The sequence below is a fragment of the Gloeocapsopsis crepidinum LEGE 06123 genome, assembly GCF_015207655.1.
Taxonomy (GTDB): Bacteria; Cyanobacteriota; Cyanobacteriia; order Cyanobacteriales; family Chroococcidiopsidaceae; genus Gloeocapsopsis; species Gloeocapsopsis crepidinum.
Genome location: NZ_JADEWN010000013.1, coordinates 46,490 through 64,282 on the forward strand (window position 1 = coordinate 46,490; position 17,793 = coordinate 64,282).

Here is a 17,793-nt window from a genome sequence, read left to right on the forward strand (position 1 = left end):
ACCAGACCGTTATTTATTCAGTTGCTAGTGCTACTTATGACTCTTCTAGCCACTAGCGACTAGCCACTAATCACTTGCATCCAACACTGCTTGCAGTTTATTTCTAAATTCTCCCTTGGGATGACCGCCTTTCACTTCGCCTAAGATCTTGAATTCGCCTTCTGGAGAATCACAGATCAAATAAGTCGGCCATCCCATCTCGGACTTGTCAGGATACTGTGTTAGCAGAATTTTACGATACTTACGATAAGTTGCTGTATCTTGCATCTTAACGTCAATAAACTGCAACCCTAGTTCTTCACTTACCTTTTGGTCATAAAACGACATTTTATGACAAATTCCACAGTCCTCTGATGAAAACTTAATAACAGCTCGCTCCATCATTTGTATCCTCTCTCAGATTTGAAAGTTTTGCTTCAAGACGTAATACAGAATTAATTAAGTTATTTATTGTATACGTCTTAGGTAGCAGATTTAGCACTCCTTAATTCTGCACATTAGGGTATGTAAATGAGTTTGTGAAATAGCTAATTTGAAGTATAAAAGGTTTACATGGTGCTAACAGGAGATTTTACATGGTGCAAGCAGTGATCTTAGACGTTGATGGTACATTGGTACTAAGCAATGATGCCCATGCACAATCTTGGGTTGATGCATTTGAAGCCTTTGGCTACCACATAGCATTTGAACAAGTTCGACCATTAATTGGTATGGGTGGCGACCAAGTGATACCTCGCATGGTACCAGGACTAAATAAAGAAGAGGGCGATGGTAAAAAGGTTTCCGAACGGCGTAAAGAACTTATTCTCCAGAAATATGGACCCAAGCTACAAGCTGCCCCTGGGGCCAGAGAATTAATACAGCGCATGAAGCAGCAAGGATTAAAGTTAATTATTGCTAGTTCTGCTACAAGTCAAGAGTTGGAAATTTTACTTAAAGTTGCAAAAGTAGACGATTTACTTGATGAAGCAACAACGTCAAGTGATGCTGAAGCTTCTAAACCTGAACCAGACATTGTAGAAGCTGCATTAAGTAAACTGAAGGTGCAACCTAACGAGGTTGTTATGCTAGGAGACACACCTTACGATGTTCAAGCAGCAAGTGCTGCTGGTATTGGAATGATTGCAGTGCGTTGTGGTGGGTTTGAAGATGCACAACTTGAAGGAGTTCAAGAAATTTATGACGATCCTGCTGACTTGTTGGCACACTACGATGAGTCACTCTTGAGTAAAAAGTAGAAAAATTCTGAGCAGCACTACTATACACTTAAAAAACTTATCCTAAAACATATTAGCTAAAAGAATTTAGGATACTGAGCTAGTTTGTGTTTTATAGCAACCTAGCATTTTTACATTGCATAATACTTGTACATTAAATTAAATGTTTTAGTTGATATTTGATGAATGACGGTAGTGTAGGTATTCCAGTTTTTATATAAGAGTAAGGCAACAATTGCATACTTTATTAACTCTTAACAAGATTTACTCACAAAATAACCGCAGCGTCACCTACCATGCTAAGCGTCTAACACAAAAAAAGACTCTTTGCAAGAGAAAAGGTACTGACAAATTAAAATCAATTTTTTGCGCGTAGCCCAGCCACTTCAGAGGATTCACGCTCAAAATAATTCAATCATGTAGATATGCTTAATGAAACAAAATGAAATAATTATGGGGAGAAAAAATTGTTATTAAACCATACTTTTATGCAGATCAATCAGTGGTGGGAAATGAGTAGTCTAAAACAAACTTTAGAAAAATCACCTAAACCTACCAGAGATTCCGAGCTGCATACAGCTACTTCTAACACAATTTGTTAGTTGTGCTATTCAGGATTAACGCCATGAACGTTAGTAATTGGAGAAAAAAGCGTTTTGACTGGGGGCAATATAGCGTTGCATTAGGTACTGTAGCCATCACTCTCATCGTCAAGCTGCTGCTGACGCCAATCATTAATGACGAAAGTCCTTTCTTGTTATTTTTCTTTGCGATCGTTACCAGTACCTGGTATGGTGGCAAACATACAGGGTTCCTCGCAACAGGTTTAGCGGCTTTAAGTGCTGATTATTTTCTTATTCCACCTTTTCACTCTTTTTTTGTCGATGGTGTAGGATTTGGCTTTCGCCTAGGCTTGTTTGTCTTTGAGGGAACTGCAATTACTCATGTCGTTGCAGAGTTGAATGCTGCTAAAAAACAAGCTGAAACAAATAAGATAGAAGCCTTACTTTATCAGGAAGTTTTGCAAGAGAGTGAAGATCGCTTTCGTCTATTTGTCGAAAGTGTTGGAGACTATACAATTTTTATGCTCGACGTTAATGCCAATATTGTTAGTTGGAATGTGGGAGCAGAAAACTTATTTGGATATCAAGAAGCAGACATTCTGGGAAAACATTTTTCTTTGCTGTTTACCATCGAAGATATTAATAGTGGAAAACCACAACAAGAGATAGAACAAGCGATCGCGCAAGGACGTACTGAAGGACAATCTTGGCATATTCGGAGTAATGGTACGTGGTTTTGGGCAAATTGCGTCATGACAGCATTACGTGACAAAGGAGGTCGTTTGCGTGGTTTTGCTAAAGTTATTCAGGACTTTACAGCTAATCATGAAGTAGAAGTTGTTTTACAAAAAGCTAATGAAGAATTAGAACTGAGAGTCCAAAATCGCACATGTGAACTACGTAACGCTAACGAACAGTTACACAGTGAAATTATCGAACGTCAGCAGATTGAAGAAGCTCTATTAGATAGTCAAACTCGACTTCAACTCATTAACAGTATCTCAACAGCAATGATGTTGGGTATGTCGATAGAGCAGATTATTAAACGTACTGTTAGACAAATTAGTGAGTGTTTTCCTTCGCTACGAATTGCTTACTCAACAATTGATCAAAGTGGTCATTTAACAGTTGTTCATTCTCTAGAACCAGAAGGATTACCACCACTTCAGGGAATCACTTTCGATTTGAATATGATGCCGGAATATCTTCAAGCAATACAGATGAATGCACCCATTGTGGTGGAAGATATTATGCAAGACTCGCGCTTTTCTAATCAAAATCGTGCTTTATTCTGTACTTACGGTATTCAAGCCTTTGTTGACGTGCCATTACAGCATTCAGAAAACTTGATGAGTTTGTTGTGCTTTGACGCTTCGCAGCAAAGAAAATGGAGTAATCATGAAATTGGAACACTAATTGTCATTACTCAGTATCTTTCAATTATTATTAAAAATGCTTACGCGCAACAAGAACGCGATCGCGCAGAACTCGCTTTGAAACAAGCGCATGATGAGTTAGAACTGAGAGTTAAAAATCGCACTGCAGAACTTGCAAAAGCTAACGAAGAGTTAAAAACCGAAATTTACGAGCGTCGGCGCATTGAGGAGTCACTACGACAAAGTGAGGAGCGGTTGCGCTTTGCGCTGAGTGCTGCTGATATGTTAGCGTGGGATTGGAATGTCCTCACCGATGAAATTAGTCAGTCAGACAATGCAGATGGCGTAATTGGAATTCCGCCAAATACAAAACTCAACAATGCAACCGAATTTTTCACTTTAATTCATCCTGTAGACCGCGATCGCGTGGTGCAAGGGCTTCATAATACTTTAGCAAACAGAAATCTTTACAGCGTAGAGTTTCGCATTGTCCGCCCTGATGGTTCAATCCGTTGGATGGCTAACACAGGAAGAGTTAGTTGTGATGTTGCAGGGCAAGCAATACGTGTAAGTGGTGTTTTACGAGACATTACTGAGCAAAAACACATTTCCGATCAAATTCAAGCTTCACTTGCAGAAAAAGAAGTTTTGCTCAAGGAAATTCATCACCGTGTTAAAAACAATCTACAAATTATTTCTAGCCTCTTGAGTTTACAGTCAGGATATATTGAAGATCAAAAAACTCTGGAAATTTTAAAAGCAGGGGAAAATCGCGTAGCTTCAATGGCTTTGATTCACGAGCAATTATATCAATCTGAAGACTTAGCCAAAATTGACTTGGTAGACTATCTTCAAAATTTAGCAGCAAATTTACTTAGTTCTTACGATGTTAACTCTCAACAAATTAATTTACATTTAAATATTGGCAATATTCTTCTTTGCTTGGATGTTGCTATTCCTTGTGGCTTGATTATCAATGAATTAATTTCTAATTCCCTCAAACATGCTTTCCCAAACTCTAAAAAAGGTAATATTTATATTGAAATACATACTATTAACGAGCAATATTGCCTCACTATTAGAGATGATGGTGTAGGATTACCACAACATATTGATCCAAATAATACTGATTCCTTAGGACTACAAATTGTAGCTGCTTTGACTCAACAACTAGAAGGTAGCCTTAAGATTAATAACAATAATGGCACAGAATTTCAAATCAAGTTTCAATGTTAACAATTATTTAAGGTTAATAAATAACCACAATGGGTCAGGCAAATATCTTAATTGTAGAAGATGAGCTTCTCGTTGCCAAAGATATACAAAATCGGCTAACTAAATTCGGATACAATGTTGTTGCTGTTGTCTCATCTGGAAACGAAGCCATCAAGAAGGCAGCAGAAAAAACTCCTGATTTAGTCCTTATGGATATTCGCTTAAAAGGAGAAATTGATGGAATTGAAGCAGCACAACTAATTTACCAAAATTTAAATATTCCGATAGTTTATTTAACAGCTAATGCGGATGATAGTACATTAGAAAGAGCTAAATTAACTGAACCATTTGGCTATATCTTAAAACCTTTTAAAGAAAAAGAGCTCAAAACAACTATTGAAATTACGCTCACAAAGCATCAAATTGAGAAAAAACTGAAACAAAGTGAACAATGGTTAGCAACAGTACTGAAAAGTATTGGAGATGCTGTTATTACTAGTGATGCTTGTGGTGCTGTCACTTTTATGAACCCTGTCGCTGAATATCTAACAGGCTGGAAGCATGAAGAAGCTTGCGGTAAAGATGCAGCAGAAATATTTAATATTACCCATGAAGTAACTCGTCAAAAAATAGATAGTCCTGTTGTACAAGCACTACAAAAAGGAACAACAGTTGGCATTAGTGAAGAAACACTTCTTATTACTAAAAATGGTCATGCAATTCCTATTGATGACAGTGCAGCACCAATAAGGGATGACAAAGGAAATATTACTGGTGCCGTATTAGTTTTTCGCGATATTACTGAACGGAAGCAAGCAAAAGAAGCACGTCAAAAGCAAATTGAGCAAGAAAGGCTTGTTGCTCAGCTAGAAAAACTGAATCAACTCAAAGACGATTTTTTGAGTACAGTTTCACATGAGTTGCGTACTCCGATCGCTAATATGAAAATGGCAATTCAAATGCTGTCTGTTTCTAACAATACAGAGCGCAGTCGGCGATATTTAGAGATTTTACAAGCAGAATGCACGCGAGAAACTGAGCTAATTAATGATTTGCTCGATTTACAAAGGCTAGAATTAGCATCTTATCCAATGGTACTCACAGAAGCCATTCACTTAAACGATTGGTTGCCAAAAATCATTGAGCCTTTTTGTAACCGTAGCGAACAGCGTCAACAGATCTTACAAATTGATATACGTCCTAACTTATTGCCGTTGCTTTCTGACCGTGCTAGCTTAGAGAGAATTATCGCTGAGCTGCTTAATAATGCCTGTAAATATACCTCAGCTCATGGCAAAATTGTCCTAAGTGTTGAGCAACACAGTCAATTGCCAGGAAATAATCCAAGCTTTGTAGATGCTATAAAGTCAGAAATACTACCTGTAACAAAAACAATTTTTAGGGTTAGCAATCAAGCAGAAATTTTTGCTGAGCAATTACCAAGAATCTTTGAAAAATTTTATCGCATTCCTCAAAGCGATCGCTGGCAACAAGGAGGTACAGGGTTAGGACTTGCTTTAGTTCAAAAACTTGTCGAACATCTGCAAGGAACAATTCATGTTACTAGTCATCAGGGGTGGACAACGTTTACTGTCACTTTAAGTAGTGTAGTAGGCAATGAACTATAAGTATTAAATAATAATGAATTTAATTATATAGAACCTAATTCAAGGCTGAGCCATCAGAAAGAAAGCCAATTTGATATCAAGTTAAAAACTAGTTTTGCATTAACTTATTGAAATTAAGAAACCTTATCTGCAGAAAAAACATCTAAGTAATCTAGCAAGATAAAGCATTGATCGTTGCACTTAAGGAGTAAAACAGCAAAATAGGCAACAAAAATTAAGGGAAAGAGTAGTTGGTGTCTAAATATAGTGACAAATATAGACACTCACGCATCAAATAGTGAGCTTCCTATTCAAAATGGCGAATAAACTCTTTATTCTTGAGCCTTTCCCTATCAGTATATAAAATAGGAGCGACTGTGACGCAAGAATTTCACCTCTGCGTAGCTTATATTGGACATAACACTTACAAACTACAGACAAAACAAGTACCAGACAAAATGTTACTTGCTGAAGAAGTTGTAGAGTGGAATGTAGAGGAGTGGTTAATTCATGCAGAACAGATTAGCACAAATGTTGTACCATTGCGCGATCGCTACGACTTATATACATTGATTGCGTTAGGTAAGCAGCTTTTCTCAGCATTATTTACAGGAAAAATTAAAGATAGCTGGAACGCAGCACGAAACATTGCCCAGCAAGAACAAGTAGTATTGCTACTATCGCTGGAAATTGACACTGCTAATTTAGCAAGTGTACCTTGGGAACTTCTTTATGCAGAAGAGCGTTTTTTGATTAGCAATCCTCAAATTGCGCTGAGAATTAACCGCTTACAAGCACCATCTAGCAATGTTTTAGCACAAATGAATTGGGATTCAGTTATTCATAAAATCCAATCAGAAGATGAAAGAAGGTTAGTGATAGAATCTCTTGCTAAGGAAGAGTGGGAAGAATTCATAAATGATGACAGCGATCCTGCTTATGCAGAAGATTCAGCTGTTGTTGCAGACATTTTTAGTCAACTAGCCGCATCGCCTCCTTCTACTCCTGAAAAGGAAGATGCTTCAGTATTTTCTGCACGCGAAACTCAAATAACAACCCAGCAACAAGTTGAACCGCCGCCTCAAAAAACATCAGAAAGCAGCGTTTTTGCTACCTTGGTAGTTGGAACTTTGATGATGGCACTTGTCGCGATCGCAACTCTGTTATGGGGACATCAACCATTACGACAAATTACTGCATCTTTTACACCATTAGGATTAAGTAGATTAAATCATCGCCACTGGCACGCTGTTAGTACACAAGAAGTCACTGCGATCGCTATGACTAGGTTTAAACAAGGAGACTTCAGTACTGCGCAGAACTTGGTGGAAGAACTTCTAAATCGCAACGATTTACAAAATGCTCGTGCAGCACTTGATATAGTTTCCTATGCTAAAACTGATACAATCTTGTATCTTCGAGGGCGTTTAGCATGGCAATCTTCACAAATGGAACAAGCGCGTCGTTACTGGGAAGATGCTGTTAAGCAAAAGCCACAGATTAAGTATTACAATGCGTTAGGCTTTGCCTACTATGCACAAGACGACTTACATCAGGCTAATGATGCTTGGTTCGAGGCATTATATTTAGCTAATCAATCACCTACAACACCAGAAACTCGTATAAATTCTAGCTCCAGCAACAGTAGCGAACTCCTGACAACGTACGCTGGTCTTGCTTTAGTATTACATCAATCAGCGCAGAATCAATCGTCGGATAAACAAGCGAAATTAGTTTATGAAGCTGTGAAACTCCATAAAAAAGTCTTAGCAGAAGATTCAGTGAATTTTCGACCTCAGCAGCTTGAGCGCCAATGGCTATGGCATCAAAAAGCAGTTGCAGACTGGCGATCGCTACTTCAGATCAGCGATCGGGGGTAATTTGTTTGCTACTCAAGAACTCTTTCCACCTCCGTAAGCTTACTGTTAAAAATCGTATTAGTGCGCGAAGGCATACTTTACTTGAGTAGCTCCGACTTTAGTTGAAGGGTATCTGTGATTTATTCATCATAAGTTTTACCCAAAATAGAAGACAACGGACGATGCTTGCGAATATCCATCATTTCTGCTAGCGATACTTTTTCAACATCCACCGCTTGGAGTTCTTCTGGTGGCAAGATAGTCACTCTGGGATCTTCACTACTACCATGACTATCTGATAGTGGGATAGTTTCTTTGACTTCTGCAGTAGGAGGTTCGGAGATTTGTGGTTCTCTAATCTTTGCAATGGACGGAGGTTCAACTGATTCTGTAACTTTGACAGATGGTTTAGGAGGGGGCACAGAAATAGTTGGTTCAACGACACTGGTTTCTACACGAGGACTAATTCGTGGTAGTCTCTTGCGCGTTCGGCGTTGACGGCGTTGACGTTTTGGTTGCGACAATGAACCTTGCAGTTGTCGGAAGACGATTCCATATCCAGCAGCACAAGCAACAATAGCACCAACTACCCATACAGCAATGCGATCGCTACCTGAAGTTGCTGTTTCAGGTGTCGGAGCTACCAACGGTACAGGAGTTTCTACGCGATCGACAAAACCAGTAAAGGTCAAACTGAAAATCGAAAGAGTAGCGATTAGAAGTAATATTAACCATAGCAAAGGCCAAAGCAGCCAAGGTGATAGCAACAGGGCAAATAGTGAATTCAAAGCTGAGGATTTTGCCGATCCTCGGCGTCTCGCACGAGCTAGCTGTAAGTTACTACGTTGTTGTGAGGACTGCTGTGTACTCTGATTGTCGTCCATAGCTAATTTCAGAGGCGTACACCCTGTTTTGTTTTTAATTATCTAATAGATCTGGTGGTTAGCGATCGGAAGTTGAAGATTGCGGAGGTTAGGGAGTTGAAGAAGCAGAACAAGCAGAGGGAGAATACTGTTATCTATTCAAAACTCATAACTCATAACTCATAACTAATCACTAGCCACGTCGTTCTAACGCCAATTGAATTAGTTGATCGACTAATTCAGCAAAAGGAACACCACTTTTTTCCCACATTTGAGGATACATACTTGTTGCAGTAAAGCCAGGTAAAGTATTAATTTCATTGATTAAAACTTCTCCAGTGGCTTCGACATAGAAGAAATCAACTCTTGCTAAACCTGCCGCATCCACAGCTGCAAAAGCTTGGAGTGACATTTCTTGAATTGCAGAAGAAACAGATTCGGGTACAGGTGCAGGGATTGATAAGTTTGCTTTCCCCGCAGTATATTTTGTTTCATAGTCGTAAAAATCACTCTCGAATGTAATTTCTCCGACAACGGAAGCTTTAGGGTTATCATTTCCTAATACAGCACATTCAAGTTCGCGGGCAACAACTCCTGCTTCGACAATCAACCGCCGATCGTAGCTAGCAGCGTTGTCTAGAGCAGTTTCTAATTCACCACGCGATCGCACTTTAGCAATGCCGACTGAAGAACCTAAATTTGCTGGTTTCACAAAACAGGGATAACCAAGGGTTGCTTCAATTTGGTCGCACAATTTGGGAAATACACAAGGATTCGACCATACTTGAGCGCGATTAATTGCCATATATTTAACTTGTGGCAATCCAGCTTGAGCAAATGCCATTTTCATAGCGATTTTATCCATACCCATTGCCGAACCTAATACCCCAGATCCTACGTAGGGAACTTGCATTAGTTGCAACAATCCTTGTATTGTACCATCTTCACCATTAGGACCGTGAAGAATAGGAAACCAAACATCTACATCTGTAACTGGCGTAGAGGAAGAGGAGAGTAAATCAGGAGATGTTGGGATCGGTAGCGATGTTTGGTTGTGTGATTGGGTATTTGATTCATTGAGTTGCAAAGGAGTACTAGATGTAAGCACTTGTTGGGCAATTTCTCCAGGAAGCCAACGCCCATCTTTTTGAATATAAAACGGTAGTAGTTCGTATTTCTGGGCATTTTGATCTGACAAGATCGCTTGTGCGATCGCCCGTGCTGAACTAATCGAAACTTCGTGTTCTCCCGAACGACCACCAAACAACAATCCTACCCGCAATTTACTCATCTGCTATTTACCTTTAGGCGCTCCTCATTGCGCAATAGCGTACCATAGGCAAGGGGTGAGGAGCGAGGAAATAAGGAATCAAGACTCAAGATGTCATGCGGCGATAAACACTAAACTCAGCTTCTAATTCAGGTAAATGTACTTGTTCTGATGATAGAGATTCTAATTCATCAGCAAATTCTCGTAACCGTTGAATATTAGTTTGTAGGCGAGACTTGATTCCTTGGGCGCCTAATGCTAGACAATCAGGGCAAATGTCACCATATTCAATACCTTGGTCGCTATACACTGACGCCCTTGCTGTTTTGAGATTGTACAAACAGCCACAAATCAAGCATTTATTCTGCCGTCCTTTTGTAGGTTCTTGGTGAAAACGAATTTTCATACTGCAATACCCTGCAACGTATTTGACATTATGTGCAATTGCTTCCAAGTTAGTAATTGGTCACTATAGTCCTAGAAAGCGGAGTTATCAATGTTTGGTGTTGAGTTAAGATTTTTCAATTCAAACTCATAACTCAAAATTCAAAACTATTTTGTGGTTAAATTGTGACTGGTTGGCGTACCACAACTTCACCAGTTAGACTAAAAGCACGGAATTCGGTGATTTTAACATGTACTAACTTACCTTTCAGTTCAGCAATATTGCCAGGAAAGAAAGTTAAGCGGTTACTACGAGTCCGCCCCATAACTTGCGTGGGATCTTTAGGATTTTGATCTTCAACTAGTACTTCTTCAATTCGAGCGAGATAGCGCTGAGAACGCTCTGCTGCTTTAATAGCAACTAGGTGGTTGAGTCGTTGGAGGCGATCGCTTTTAACTTCTTCACTGAGTTGATTATCCCACAAAGCTGCTGGCGTACCTGGACGCGGAGAATATGCAGCAGTATTCAAGTGGTCAAAACCAATATCATCCACAAGCTTGAGCGTATTTTCAAACTGTGCTTCCGTTTCTCCAGGAAAACCGGCGATCGCATCTGCACTAATTGAGGCATCGGGCATATACCGCCGAATTGTATCAATAATCCGTCGATATTTCTCCTGAGTGTAACCCCGCGACATTTGTTTTAAAACTTCGTTATCGCCTGATTGAAAAGGAATATGGAAGTGTTCGCACACCTTAGGTAACTCCGCACAAGCACGAATCAAACGCTCCGTAAAATAACGCGGGTGACTCGTCGCAAACCGCAAACGTTCAATTCCTGGTACGTCATGCACATAGTACAATAAGTCAGTTAATGTGTGCAAGTGTCGTCCTTCGGGTGTTGTACCTGGTAGATCGCGCCCGTAAGCATCGATATTTTGCCCTAGCAAGGTTACTTCTTTAAAACCTTGCTGACCTAGTTCTACCATTTCTGCCCGAATTGCTTCAGGTGTGCGCGATTGTTCAATACCGCGTACATTTGGAACTACACAATAGGTACAACGTTCATTACAACCATAAATGACATTAACCCAAGCAGTTACGGTACTATCACGACGGGGCTTAGTAATATCTTCAACAATATGAATTGGTTCGGTGGCAACTATCTGATTTCCTGCAAAAACTTGCTCTAGCAAATCTTGTAAGCGATTAGCGTGTTGGGGTCCCATTACTAAATCGAGTTCTGGTACTCTTCTTAGTAGTGACTCACCTTCTTGTTGCGCAACACATCCAGCAACAACTAAAGTTAATTCGGGGTGTTCGTGTTTGCGCTTTGCTTGTCTACCAAGGTAAGAATAAACCTTCTGTTCGGCGTTATCCCGAATTGTACAAGTGTTATAAAGTACCAAGTCTGCTTGATTCGGGTCTTCTGACCACTGAAAGCCCATATCTTCTAGGATACCAGCCATCCGTTCTGAGTCGGCTTTGTTCATCTGGCAACCAAAAGTAGTGATGTGGTAGCGGCGGTTAAAAGTGGTCATTGCGATCTACAGGTGACAATAGAATACAGCATCCAAATTTCAATTATAGATTTTTGTTGGAAGCAGTTGAGAATGCTTAGCTCGTTGCAACCATCTCAAATCATACTAATCAGGCTTTACTACTTATGTTTTAGGTTTTGGTAGTTGTTTGAAAATTATTCAATAATTAGGATGGGCTATTTTGAGATAATTAGGTAAAAGTCAAAATTTAAGTAATTCATAATTATTGATTGAGATTTGTTGAGATATAGATGGTGTTTCAAGAGTTTGAGAATAGACAATATGAACTCATACGTGCTAGCGACATTATTCGTGATGGAATATGGCTAGAGCTTTGGGAATTGTTTTTTCGGCGTTGCTGAATCAAAATATGAATTAGGCGTTCGCCGTATCCTCGCACAGACAAATCCCTATAACTGGAATACAGCGGTGCTTGAGATAATAAACTAACAATCTAATGGAGAATTCCAGCATTTCTACGGTTTTAGAATAACAAAAAGTTTGGCGATGTAATCGAGCTAAGTAATGTTTTAACCTGCTATTTTCACCTTTTATTCTGTCATGTATGTCTTTCTAATCAGATGGTCTTCTGGCTGAATAAAACATGGATAAACAGGATAGCCATTTGTCACGTAAAAATATGAGTTCCATGCCTTAATTCTCTGCCACAATTGCTTAAAAGTATCTGAGCTTCTATCTCCTAATACCCATCCTAAAATTCCTGAAGTCCTACGATTGACTACACTCCATACCCAAATTTTGTTTTTTGACACGATAAAGTTTCTAACTCATCAATTTCGGTGATTTCAGGTATTTCTGTTGTTTTTGGATTTGATGGTAACTGACTACCTATTTGTTTCACCCAATAAATTACCGTTGTATGATGTACTTTTTTCACTCTTTCTATGGCACGAAAACCTGAACCATTGACATACATTTCTAAACATTCTCGTTTAATTTCATCACTGTACCCTTTGTGATTGTAATCTTCAATAAATTGACGACCACATTTGGCATATACGTAGTTTTGTTTACCTCTTTGCTTCCCATTTTTCCGAATATGATTTGAATGACAACGCGGACATTTCGTGAATATTTGCCAGAATTCATATTCTTATTATGCAACGCCCAACGGTTGGGTATGGTCGGTTACTTTTAGTCCTGATAGTTAACTTCTTGCTAGTTGTAGCTATGACACAACAATCAGGCTATGGAATGTCTCAGACGGTAGGTGCGTTCAAACGTTGCAGGGACACACTAGCAAAGTTTTCTCAGTTGCCTTTAGTCCAGATGGTAAAACCCTCGTCAGTGGCAGTCACAATCAAAAGATTCGACTCTGGGATATTTTGCATACTCAATGCTACAAAATACTACATGGACATACGAACTGGGTATTATCCGTTGCCTTCAGTCCGGATAGTAAGACCTTAGTCAGTAGCAGTCAAGATGAGACAATCAAGCTTTGGGACGTTCAAACAGGTGAGTGTTTTCAGACACTCAAAACGCCTAGACCATATCATATGAAGGCATGAACATTACAGGCGTTACAGGTTTAACGGAAGCTCAAAAAGTCACTCTGAAAGTTTTGGAAGCTGCTGAAGAGTAGTTGGAATGTGTTCAATAAAACCAAGTAGAAAATCACTAAAACTACCTAATTTTAATATAGTTCGTACTTCAGTAGCGTACACGCTAAAGCGCCGTTGTAGACCGGAATGCGTCGCGATGCTCTTAGTCCAACTTTTTTGGCTAATTCTTTGTTTCCTGTTAAGACAAAGGCTGTCCAACCTTTGAAACGTCTTTTAAAAACATCACCCAGCGTTTTATAAAGCGTACCTAGTTCTTTTGTTTCCCCTATCCGTTCTCCGTATGGTGGATTACAAACAATAACTCCACAGTCGGCTGGCGCTTCGAGTTGAGATAATTCAGTTTGAGCCAACTTAATTCGATGTTCAATGCCACAGCGTTGAGCATTGCTACGTGCTTGAGTTAGGACATTGGGATCGCGATCGCTTCCCCAAATTGGTGCCGGTAGTTCTAATAATCTGCTATTTTGCGCTTCTGCGAGCAGTTGTTGCCATAATTGAGGATCAAAATCAGGAAAGTTTTGAAAGCCAAATTTTTGCCGAAACAAACCTGGTGCAATATTCAAAGCTTTTAACGCTGCCTCAATAGGTAAGGTTCCAGAACCACAGAAAGGATCTAAAAACGGTAGATTAGTATCCCACTCTGCCATATCTAAAAGTGCAGCAGCAAGTGTTTCCTTCAGGGGTGCTGCACCCATTGCTTGGCGATAACCGCGTCGATGTAAACTTGTACCTGAACTGTCTAAGCTTAAAGTACAACGGTCGTGATGGATGTGAACGTTGATCGTTAAATCCGGATTTTGGAGATCCACATTTGATCTTTGACCTGATTTTCCGCGCTGTTGATCGACAATGGCGTTTTTGACTTGTAACGCTGTGAAGTGGGTATGGTTGAGTTTTTGATTACCTCCTGTGCAGTTTACCGCTAACGTGTTGCTAGGTTTGAGATACTCATCCCAAGCAATTTTTTGCACTTCTTGGTATAAAATATCTGAGTTAGGGCAGTAAAATTCTTGAATTGGCACTAGCACCTTGAAAATTGTTCTTGCCCAGAGATTGACGCGGTATAGCGTTGTGCGATCGCCAACAAAATGCACCCCAGTAAAGTCAGGACGTACTTCTTTTGCGCCTAAACGTTCTAATTCTTGAGCCGCAACGGGTTCTAGTCCGCGTTGCACTGTCGCAAAATAGCTAGAATTCAAAGTTGTTTTGCTTATTGAAGGTATGCGAGCATAAAAATATGCTGAGTAAGATGGGCACAAGCCCACCTTGTAGTTACTCTTGCGCTTGTGCCATAACTTTTTCTTTATCGAGTCTGCGCTTTTTGGCATAGAGTTGGATTGTAGCTGCCATCGCGACGATCATCGCTAAAATTCCCCACGCTGTGATGTCTGTAGGTAAGTTGTTTTTAAATACAGCTAGTAAGACAATTGCGACGAGAAACACTGTAGGCGCTTCATTTAAAGCACGCAACTGTTGACTACTCCAGCGACACTCATTTTTTGCTAATTGCTTCATGAGTCGGCTGCAATAGTGATGATAGCCAATCAACAAGACGACAAATAGCAATTTGATATGTAACCAACCTTGTTTAAGAACTTCGGGTTCAGTACTGATTAACCCAATTGCCATTGCTACCGTCACCACCATTCCTGGGGTAGTAATGATGTTGTACAGTCGCCGTTCCATCAGCTGATATTGATTTTTGAGAATTGTTTGAGCGGGTTCTGGTTGCTCATTTGCCTCAACGTGATAGATAAACAAACGTACTAGGTAGAATAATCCGGCAAACCAAACAACAATACCGACAAGATGAAATGCTTTAAACCAGTAATAAGCCATATTCTCAAATCTTCTTTAAATAATGTCCTTTCTATTGCCTACAAATACACACCTTAAACCTGATAACTCCTTAAATTTTAGTTTTCTTTGAAACTCTTAATCTCACTTGGCAGCGATTAGCACTTTTCGATTGGCAGTTAGCTTAGTTTATCTGACTACCATTGACTAAAAAAAATAAAGGTTTGAGCGAACTTCTTCTGGAAACTTTATGCTTTGGCTTGTAGAAAACATAATACCAGCGAGGAGTTCTGAACGCGGCTAACTAGTAGGTAATATGACTTACGAAGTTGTAGCAGGAAGGGCAAGCGATCGCTATTATCTTTGCAAATAGCAATTAGTTAAAAATTGCAACATTTATATTTAGGATGTAACTTTTTATGCTTCATCATATTTCAATTGCAGTTGATAACCCGCTTCATGTTGCTGAAATTTTAGCCCAGGTTTGTCATGGACAATCACTTCCTTTTCCACCACATCCAGGAAGCTATATTGTAATCGCTGACGATGAGTATGGTACAGCAATTGAATTGTATCCGGCAGGAACTGAATTGATCCCTGGGGTTGAAGAAGCAGCATTTTCACATAATAATTTCTCTAGCCCTTTTACCGCAGTCCATGCAGCAATTTCCGTTCCGACTAGCCGTGAAGAGATTGAAGATATTGGTGCGCGAGAAGGTTGGTTAGTCAGACAATGCGATCGCGATCCTTTTCATGTTATCGAATTCTGGGTGGAGAACAAATTAATGTTAGAATTTCTGCCACCCGACCTCGCATTAGAATACTTAAATTTCATGCAGCCACAGAACTGGAGAGCATTTGTTAATAGTGCAGTTCCAGCCGTAACTGGATCGTAACTGCAGCCACATAGAGTTTCACTACAACATTAATCTTACTAGTCCACGCACCATCTGGACTTAGTTTATTTAGCTGTGACTAGCTGTTTGCATATCCAATTTACGCAGGTTTCCATGTACCGTGAAACCCCATTGGAACAACACTAGGTAATCCTAATCGGCAAATTGGTGCTTCTGTGAGGCGATCGCCAAAGATCCAAACTTCACTGCTATTAGTATTACCATCATAAACAACTGTTACAATCCAACCACGCTCTAGATTTTCAGGATTGGGAACATAAATTGGTTCAGTAGGGTAGCGGTTTTCACCACACTCAGCGATCGCCAATCCTTGAGTTTGAGAATCAAAACGCGCGATCGCCCCAAACATTTCTTGGCGCGGATCAACTCCTGGACGATGCACAGAAAGATAAATCTGCTGTGCTTGTTTTCCTATCAAGTAGGGAGGAACAACAGGAAATTCACAATGGCGATCTAAAATATTTTCAATTGCTGTCACTTTCCCCAATCGCGGATCGAGACATATTTTCCAAAGCGCGCTTTTAGCAGCAGTGTGCGTTTCACCTGTAGCGACTTCTTTGAGATATTGATTTGTTTGAAAATCTTCATAGCGGATGACATCGACGATGATATTACCGCGATCGTCTACATAACCATTTGCAAAATGCCATTGATACCAAGCTTCAGTTTTACCGCGGCAAACAAGCCTTAAATCTCGATCGAAGACTAAAAACTCTGTACCAAGTTGCGGTTGCCATTCTAATGAATCACTATAATTATTCAATCCAACAAGAATTGGTAAAGGATTGAGGCGTATAGGCGGTATAAAAAATACTAGATACTCTCCTGCTAAAACAAAGTCATGTACTAACGGAACGCCTTTGAGGGTAAATGCTATTTTTTTCAAGATTTTGCCAGCCGCATCACTTTTATAAAGATTGAGTGTTGCATTCAAGCCAGGGGTAATGCCAAAGTTGAAAATTTCTCCGGTTTGAGCATCAATTTTAGGATGAGCAGAATAAGGTAAATTATCTTGCAATCCTCCTAAATCGTCACATCCCCACGTTTGCAGTGTTTTCAGATCAAGCGCGTAAGGATGACCACCTTCCCATAGCGCTAAAAGCTTATCGGGTAATGCTAAAACCGAGGTGTTTGCAGCGTTCTTGATCGGTTTGAACCATTGATTCCAAAATGGTCCTGGTGCTGTCATACCATAGTTACCATAAAGCAATTGCCCTGCTGCAGCTTCTTCTTGATAACCTTGTGTTTGTACATAACGATATAAAGCTGTAGCTGCGGTATTAGCAAAATTTACTGCTAAAATTGCACCATCACCATCAAACCAGTGTCCCATACGCGCATTGCCACGCTCTAATCGTGCAGGACCATTGCGATACAGTGTACCGCGTAGATTTGTGGGAATTTTACCAGCTAGTATGGGTAAGTTAGTCTGAGAAAATTCCTGTGCAGGTTGAGCGATCGCTTTTGCCCAGGACGGTTTTGATGTTTTTGTCGCGTACATTCTTCAGCTTGCATACATACTTCCCTAGGGTAGCAAGAACGCTTTTGTACTTGCGACGACATTAGGATGATTATTTGTGCAAACTTTGCATACATGA

Annotated in this window: 13 protein-coding genes and 2 pseudogenes; 6 read left to right on the plus strand and 9 right to left on the minus strand. The window is 39.9% G+C overall.

The features are described from left to right. Nucleotides 1-66: 66 nt before the first annotated feature. Entirely contained in the window at nt 67-384 is a 318-nt protein-coding gene (locus IQ230_RS07575; protein ID WP_228054669.1) for a thioredoxin family protein, read from the minus strand. A gap of 191 nt (nt 385-575) precedes the next feature. Between IQ230_RS07575 and IQ230_RS07580 the strand changes: the two genes are divergently transcribed. The 4 genes from IQ230_RS07580 (at nt 576) to IQ230_RS07595 (ending at nt 7,858) form a co-directional block, all read left to right on the plus strand. After that, on the plus strand, nt 576-1,238 hold the full coding sequence (locus tag IQ230_RS07580; RefSeq protein ID WP_193931418.1) for an HAD family hydrolase: 663 nt from the start codon (nt 576-578) through the stop codon (nt 1,236-1,238). Between the two features lie 604 nt (nt 1,239-1,842). After that, nucleotides 1,843-4,392 (plus strand): PAS domain S-box protein, encoded by a 2,550-nt coding sequence (locus IQ230_RS07585; protein ID WP_193931419.1) that lies wholly within the window; start codon nt 1,843-1,845, stop codon nt 4,390-4,392. Between the two features lie 29 nt (nt 4,393-4,421). Continuing rightward, nucleotides 4,422-5,999, plus strand: a complete 1,578-nt coding sequence (locus IQ230_RS07590; protein ID WP_193931420.1) for a hybrid sensor histidine kinase/response regulator — start codon at nt 4,422-4,424, stop codon at nt 5,997-5,999. A 356-nt stretch (nt 6,000-6,355) separates the two neighbouring features. Next, nucleotides 6,356-7,858: a P-loop NTPase family protein gene (locus IQ230_RS07595; RefSeq protein ID WP_193931421.1), complete on the plus strand. Its 1,503-nt coding sequence runs from the start codon at nt 6,356-6,358 to the stop codon at nt 7,856-7,858. 119 nt (nt 7,859-7,977) lie between these two features. On the opposite strand, the gene IQ230_RS07600 is transcribed toward IQ230_RS07595, so the two are convergent. The 5 genes and pseudogenes from IQ230_RS07600 to IQ230_RS07620 all read right to left on the minus strand — a co-directional run bounded on the left by IQ230_RS07600 (nt 7,978) and on the right by IQ230_RS07620 (nt 12,991). Further along, entirely contained in the window at nt 7,978-8,721 is a 744-nt protein-coding gene (locus IQ230_RS07600; protein ID WP_193931422.1) for a hypothetical protein, read from the minus strand. 172 nt (nt 8,722-8,893) lie between these two features. After that, nucleotides 8,894-9,991, minus strand: a complete 1,098-nt coding sequence (locus IQ230_RS07605) for a D-alanine--D-alanine ligase family protein (RefSeq protein ID WP_193931423.1) — start codon at nt 9,989-9,991, stop codon at nt 8,894-8,896. A gap of 85 nt (nt 9,992-10,076) precedes the next feature. Continuing rightward, nucleotides 10,077-10,376, minus strand: a complete 300-nt coding sequence (locus IQ230_RS07610; protein WP_193931424.1) for a hypothetical protein — start codon at nt 10,374-10,376, stop codon at nt 10,077-10,079. A 157-nt stretch (nt 10,377-10,533) separates the two neighbouring features. After that, nucleotides 10,534-11,895, minus strand: a complete 1,362-nt coding sequence (gene miaB / locus IQ230_RS07615) for a tRNA (N6-isopentenyl adenosine(37)-C2)-methylthiotransferase MiaB (RefSeq protein WP_193931425.1) — start codon at nt 11,893-11,895, stop codon at nt 10,534-10,536. A gap of 375 nt (nt 11,896-12,270) precedes the next feature. Next, nucleotides 12,271-12,991 (minus strand): annotated as a pseudogene (locus IQ230_RS07620) (IS1 family transposase). 76 nt (nt 12,992-13,067) lie between these two features. On the opposite strand from IQ230_RS07620, the pseudogene IQ230_RS27635 reads away from it, so the two are divergent. After that, nucleotides 13,068-13,427: pseudogene (locus IQ230_RS27635) on the plus strand (WD40 repeat domain-containing protein); the annotation flags it as partial. Nucleotides 13,428-13,552: 125 nt separating this feature from the next. Here IQ230_RS27635 and IQ230_RS07630 read toward each other — a convergent pair. Both IQ230_RS07630 and hemJ read right to left on the minus strand, forming a co-directional pair. After that, nucleotides 13,553-14,680, minus strand: coding sequence for a THUMP domain-containing class I SAM-dependent RNA methyltransferase (locus tag IQ230_RS07630; RefSeq protein WP_228054671.1), 1,128 nt, complete (start codon nt 14,678-14,680; stop codon nt 13,553-13,555). A gap of 73 nt (nt 14,681-14,753) precedes the next feature. Further along, entirely contained in the window at nt 14,754-15,320 is a 567-nt protein-coding gene (gene hemJ / locus IQ230_RS07635; RefSeq protein WP_193931427.1) for a protoporphyrinogen oxidase HemJ, read from the minus strand. A 377-nt stretch (nt 15,321-15,697) separates the two neighbouring features. Between hemJ and IQ230_RS07640 the strand changes: the two genes are divergently transcribed. Then, nucleotides 15,698-16,174, plus strand: coding sequence for a hypothetical protein (locus IQ230_RS07640; RefSeq protein WP_193931428.1), 477 nt, complete (start codon nt 15,698-15,700; stop codon nt 16,172-16,174). Nucleotides 16,175-16,274: 100 nt separating this feature from the next. Here IQ230_RS07640 and IQ230_RS07645 read toward each other — a convergent pair whose 3' ends face one another. After that, nucleotides 16,275-17,696 (minus strand): carotenoid oxygenase family protein, encoded by a 1,422-nt coding sequence (locus IQ230_RS07645; protein ID WP_193931429.1) that lies wholly within the window; start codon nt 17,694-17,696, stop codon nt 16,275-16,277. Nucleotides 17,697-17,793 lie beyond the last annotated feature (97 nt).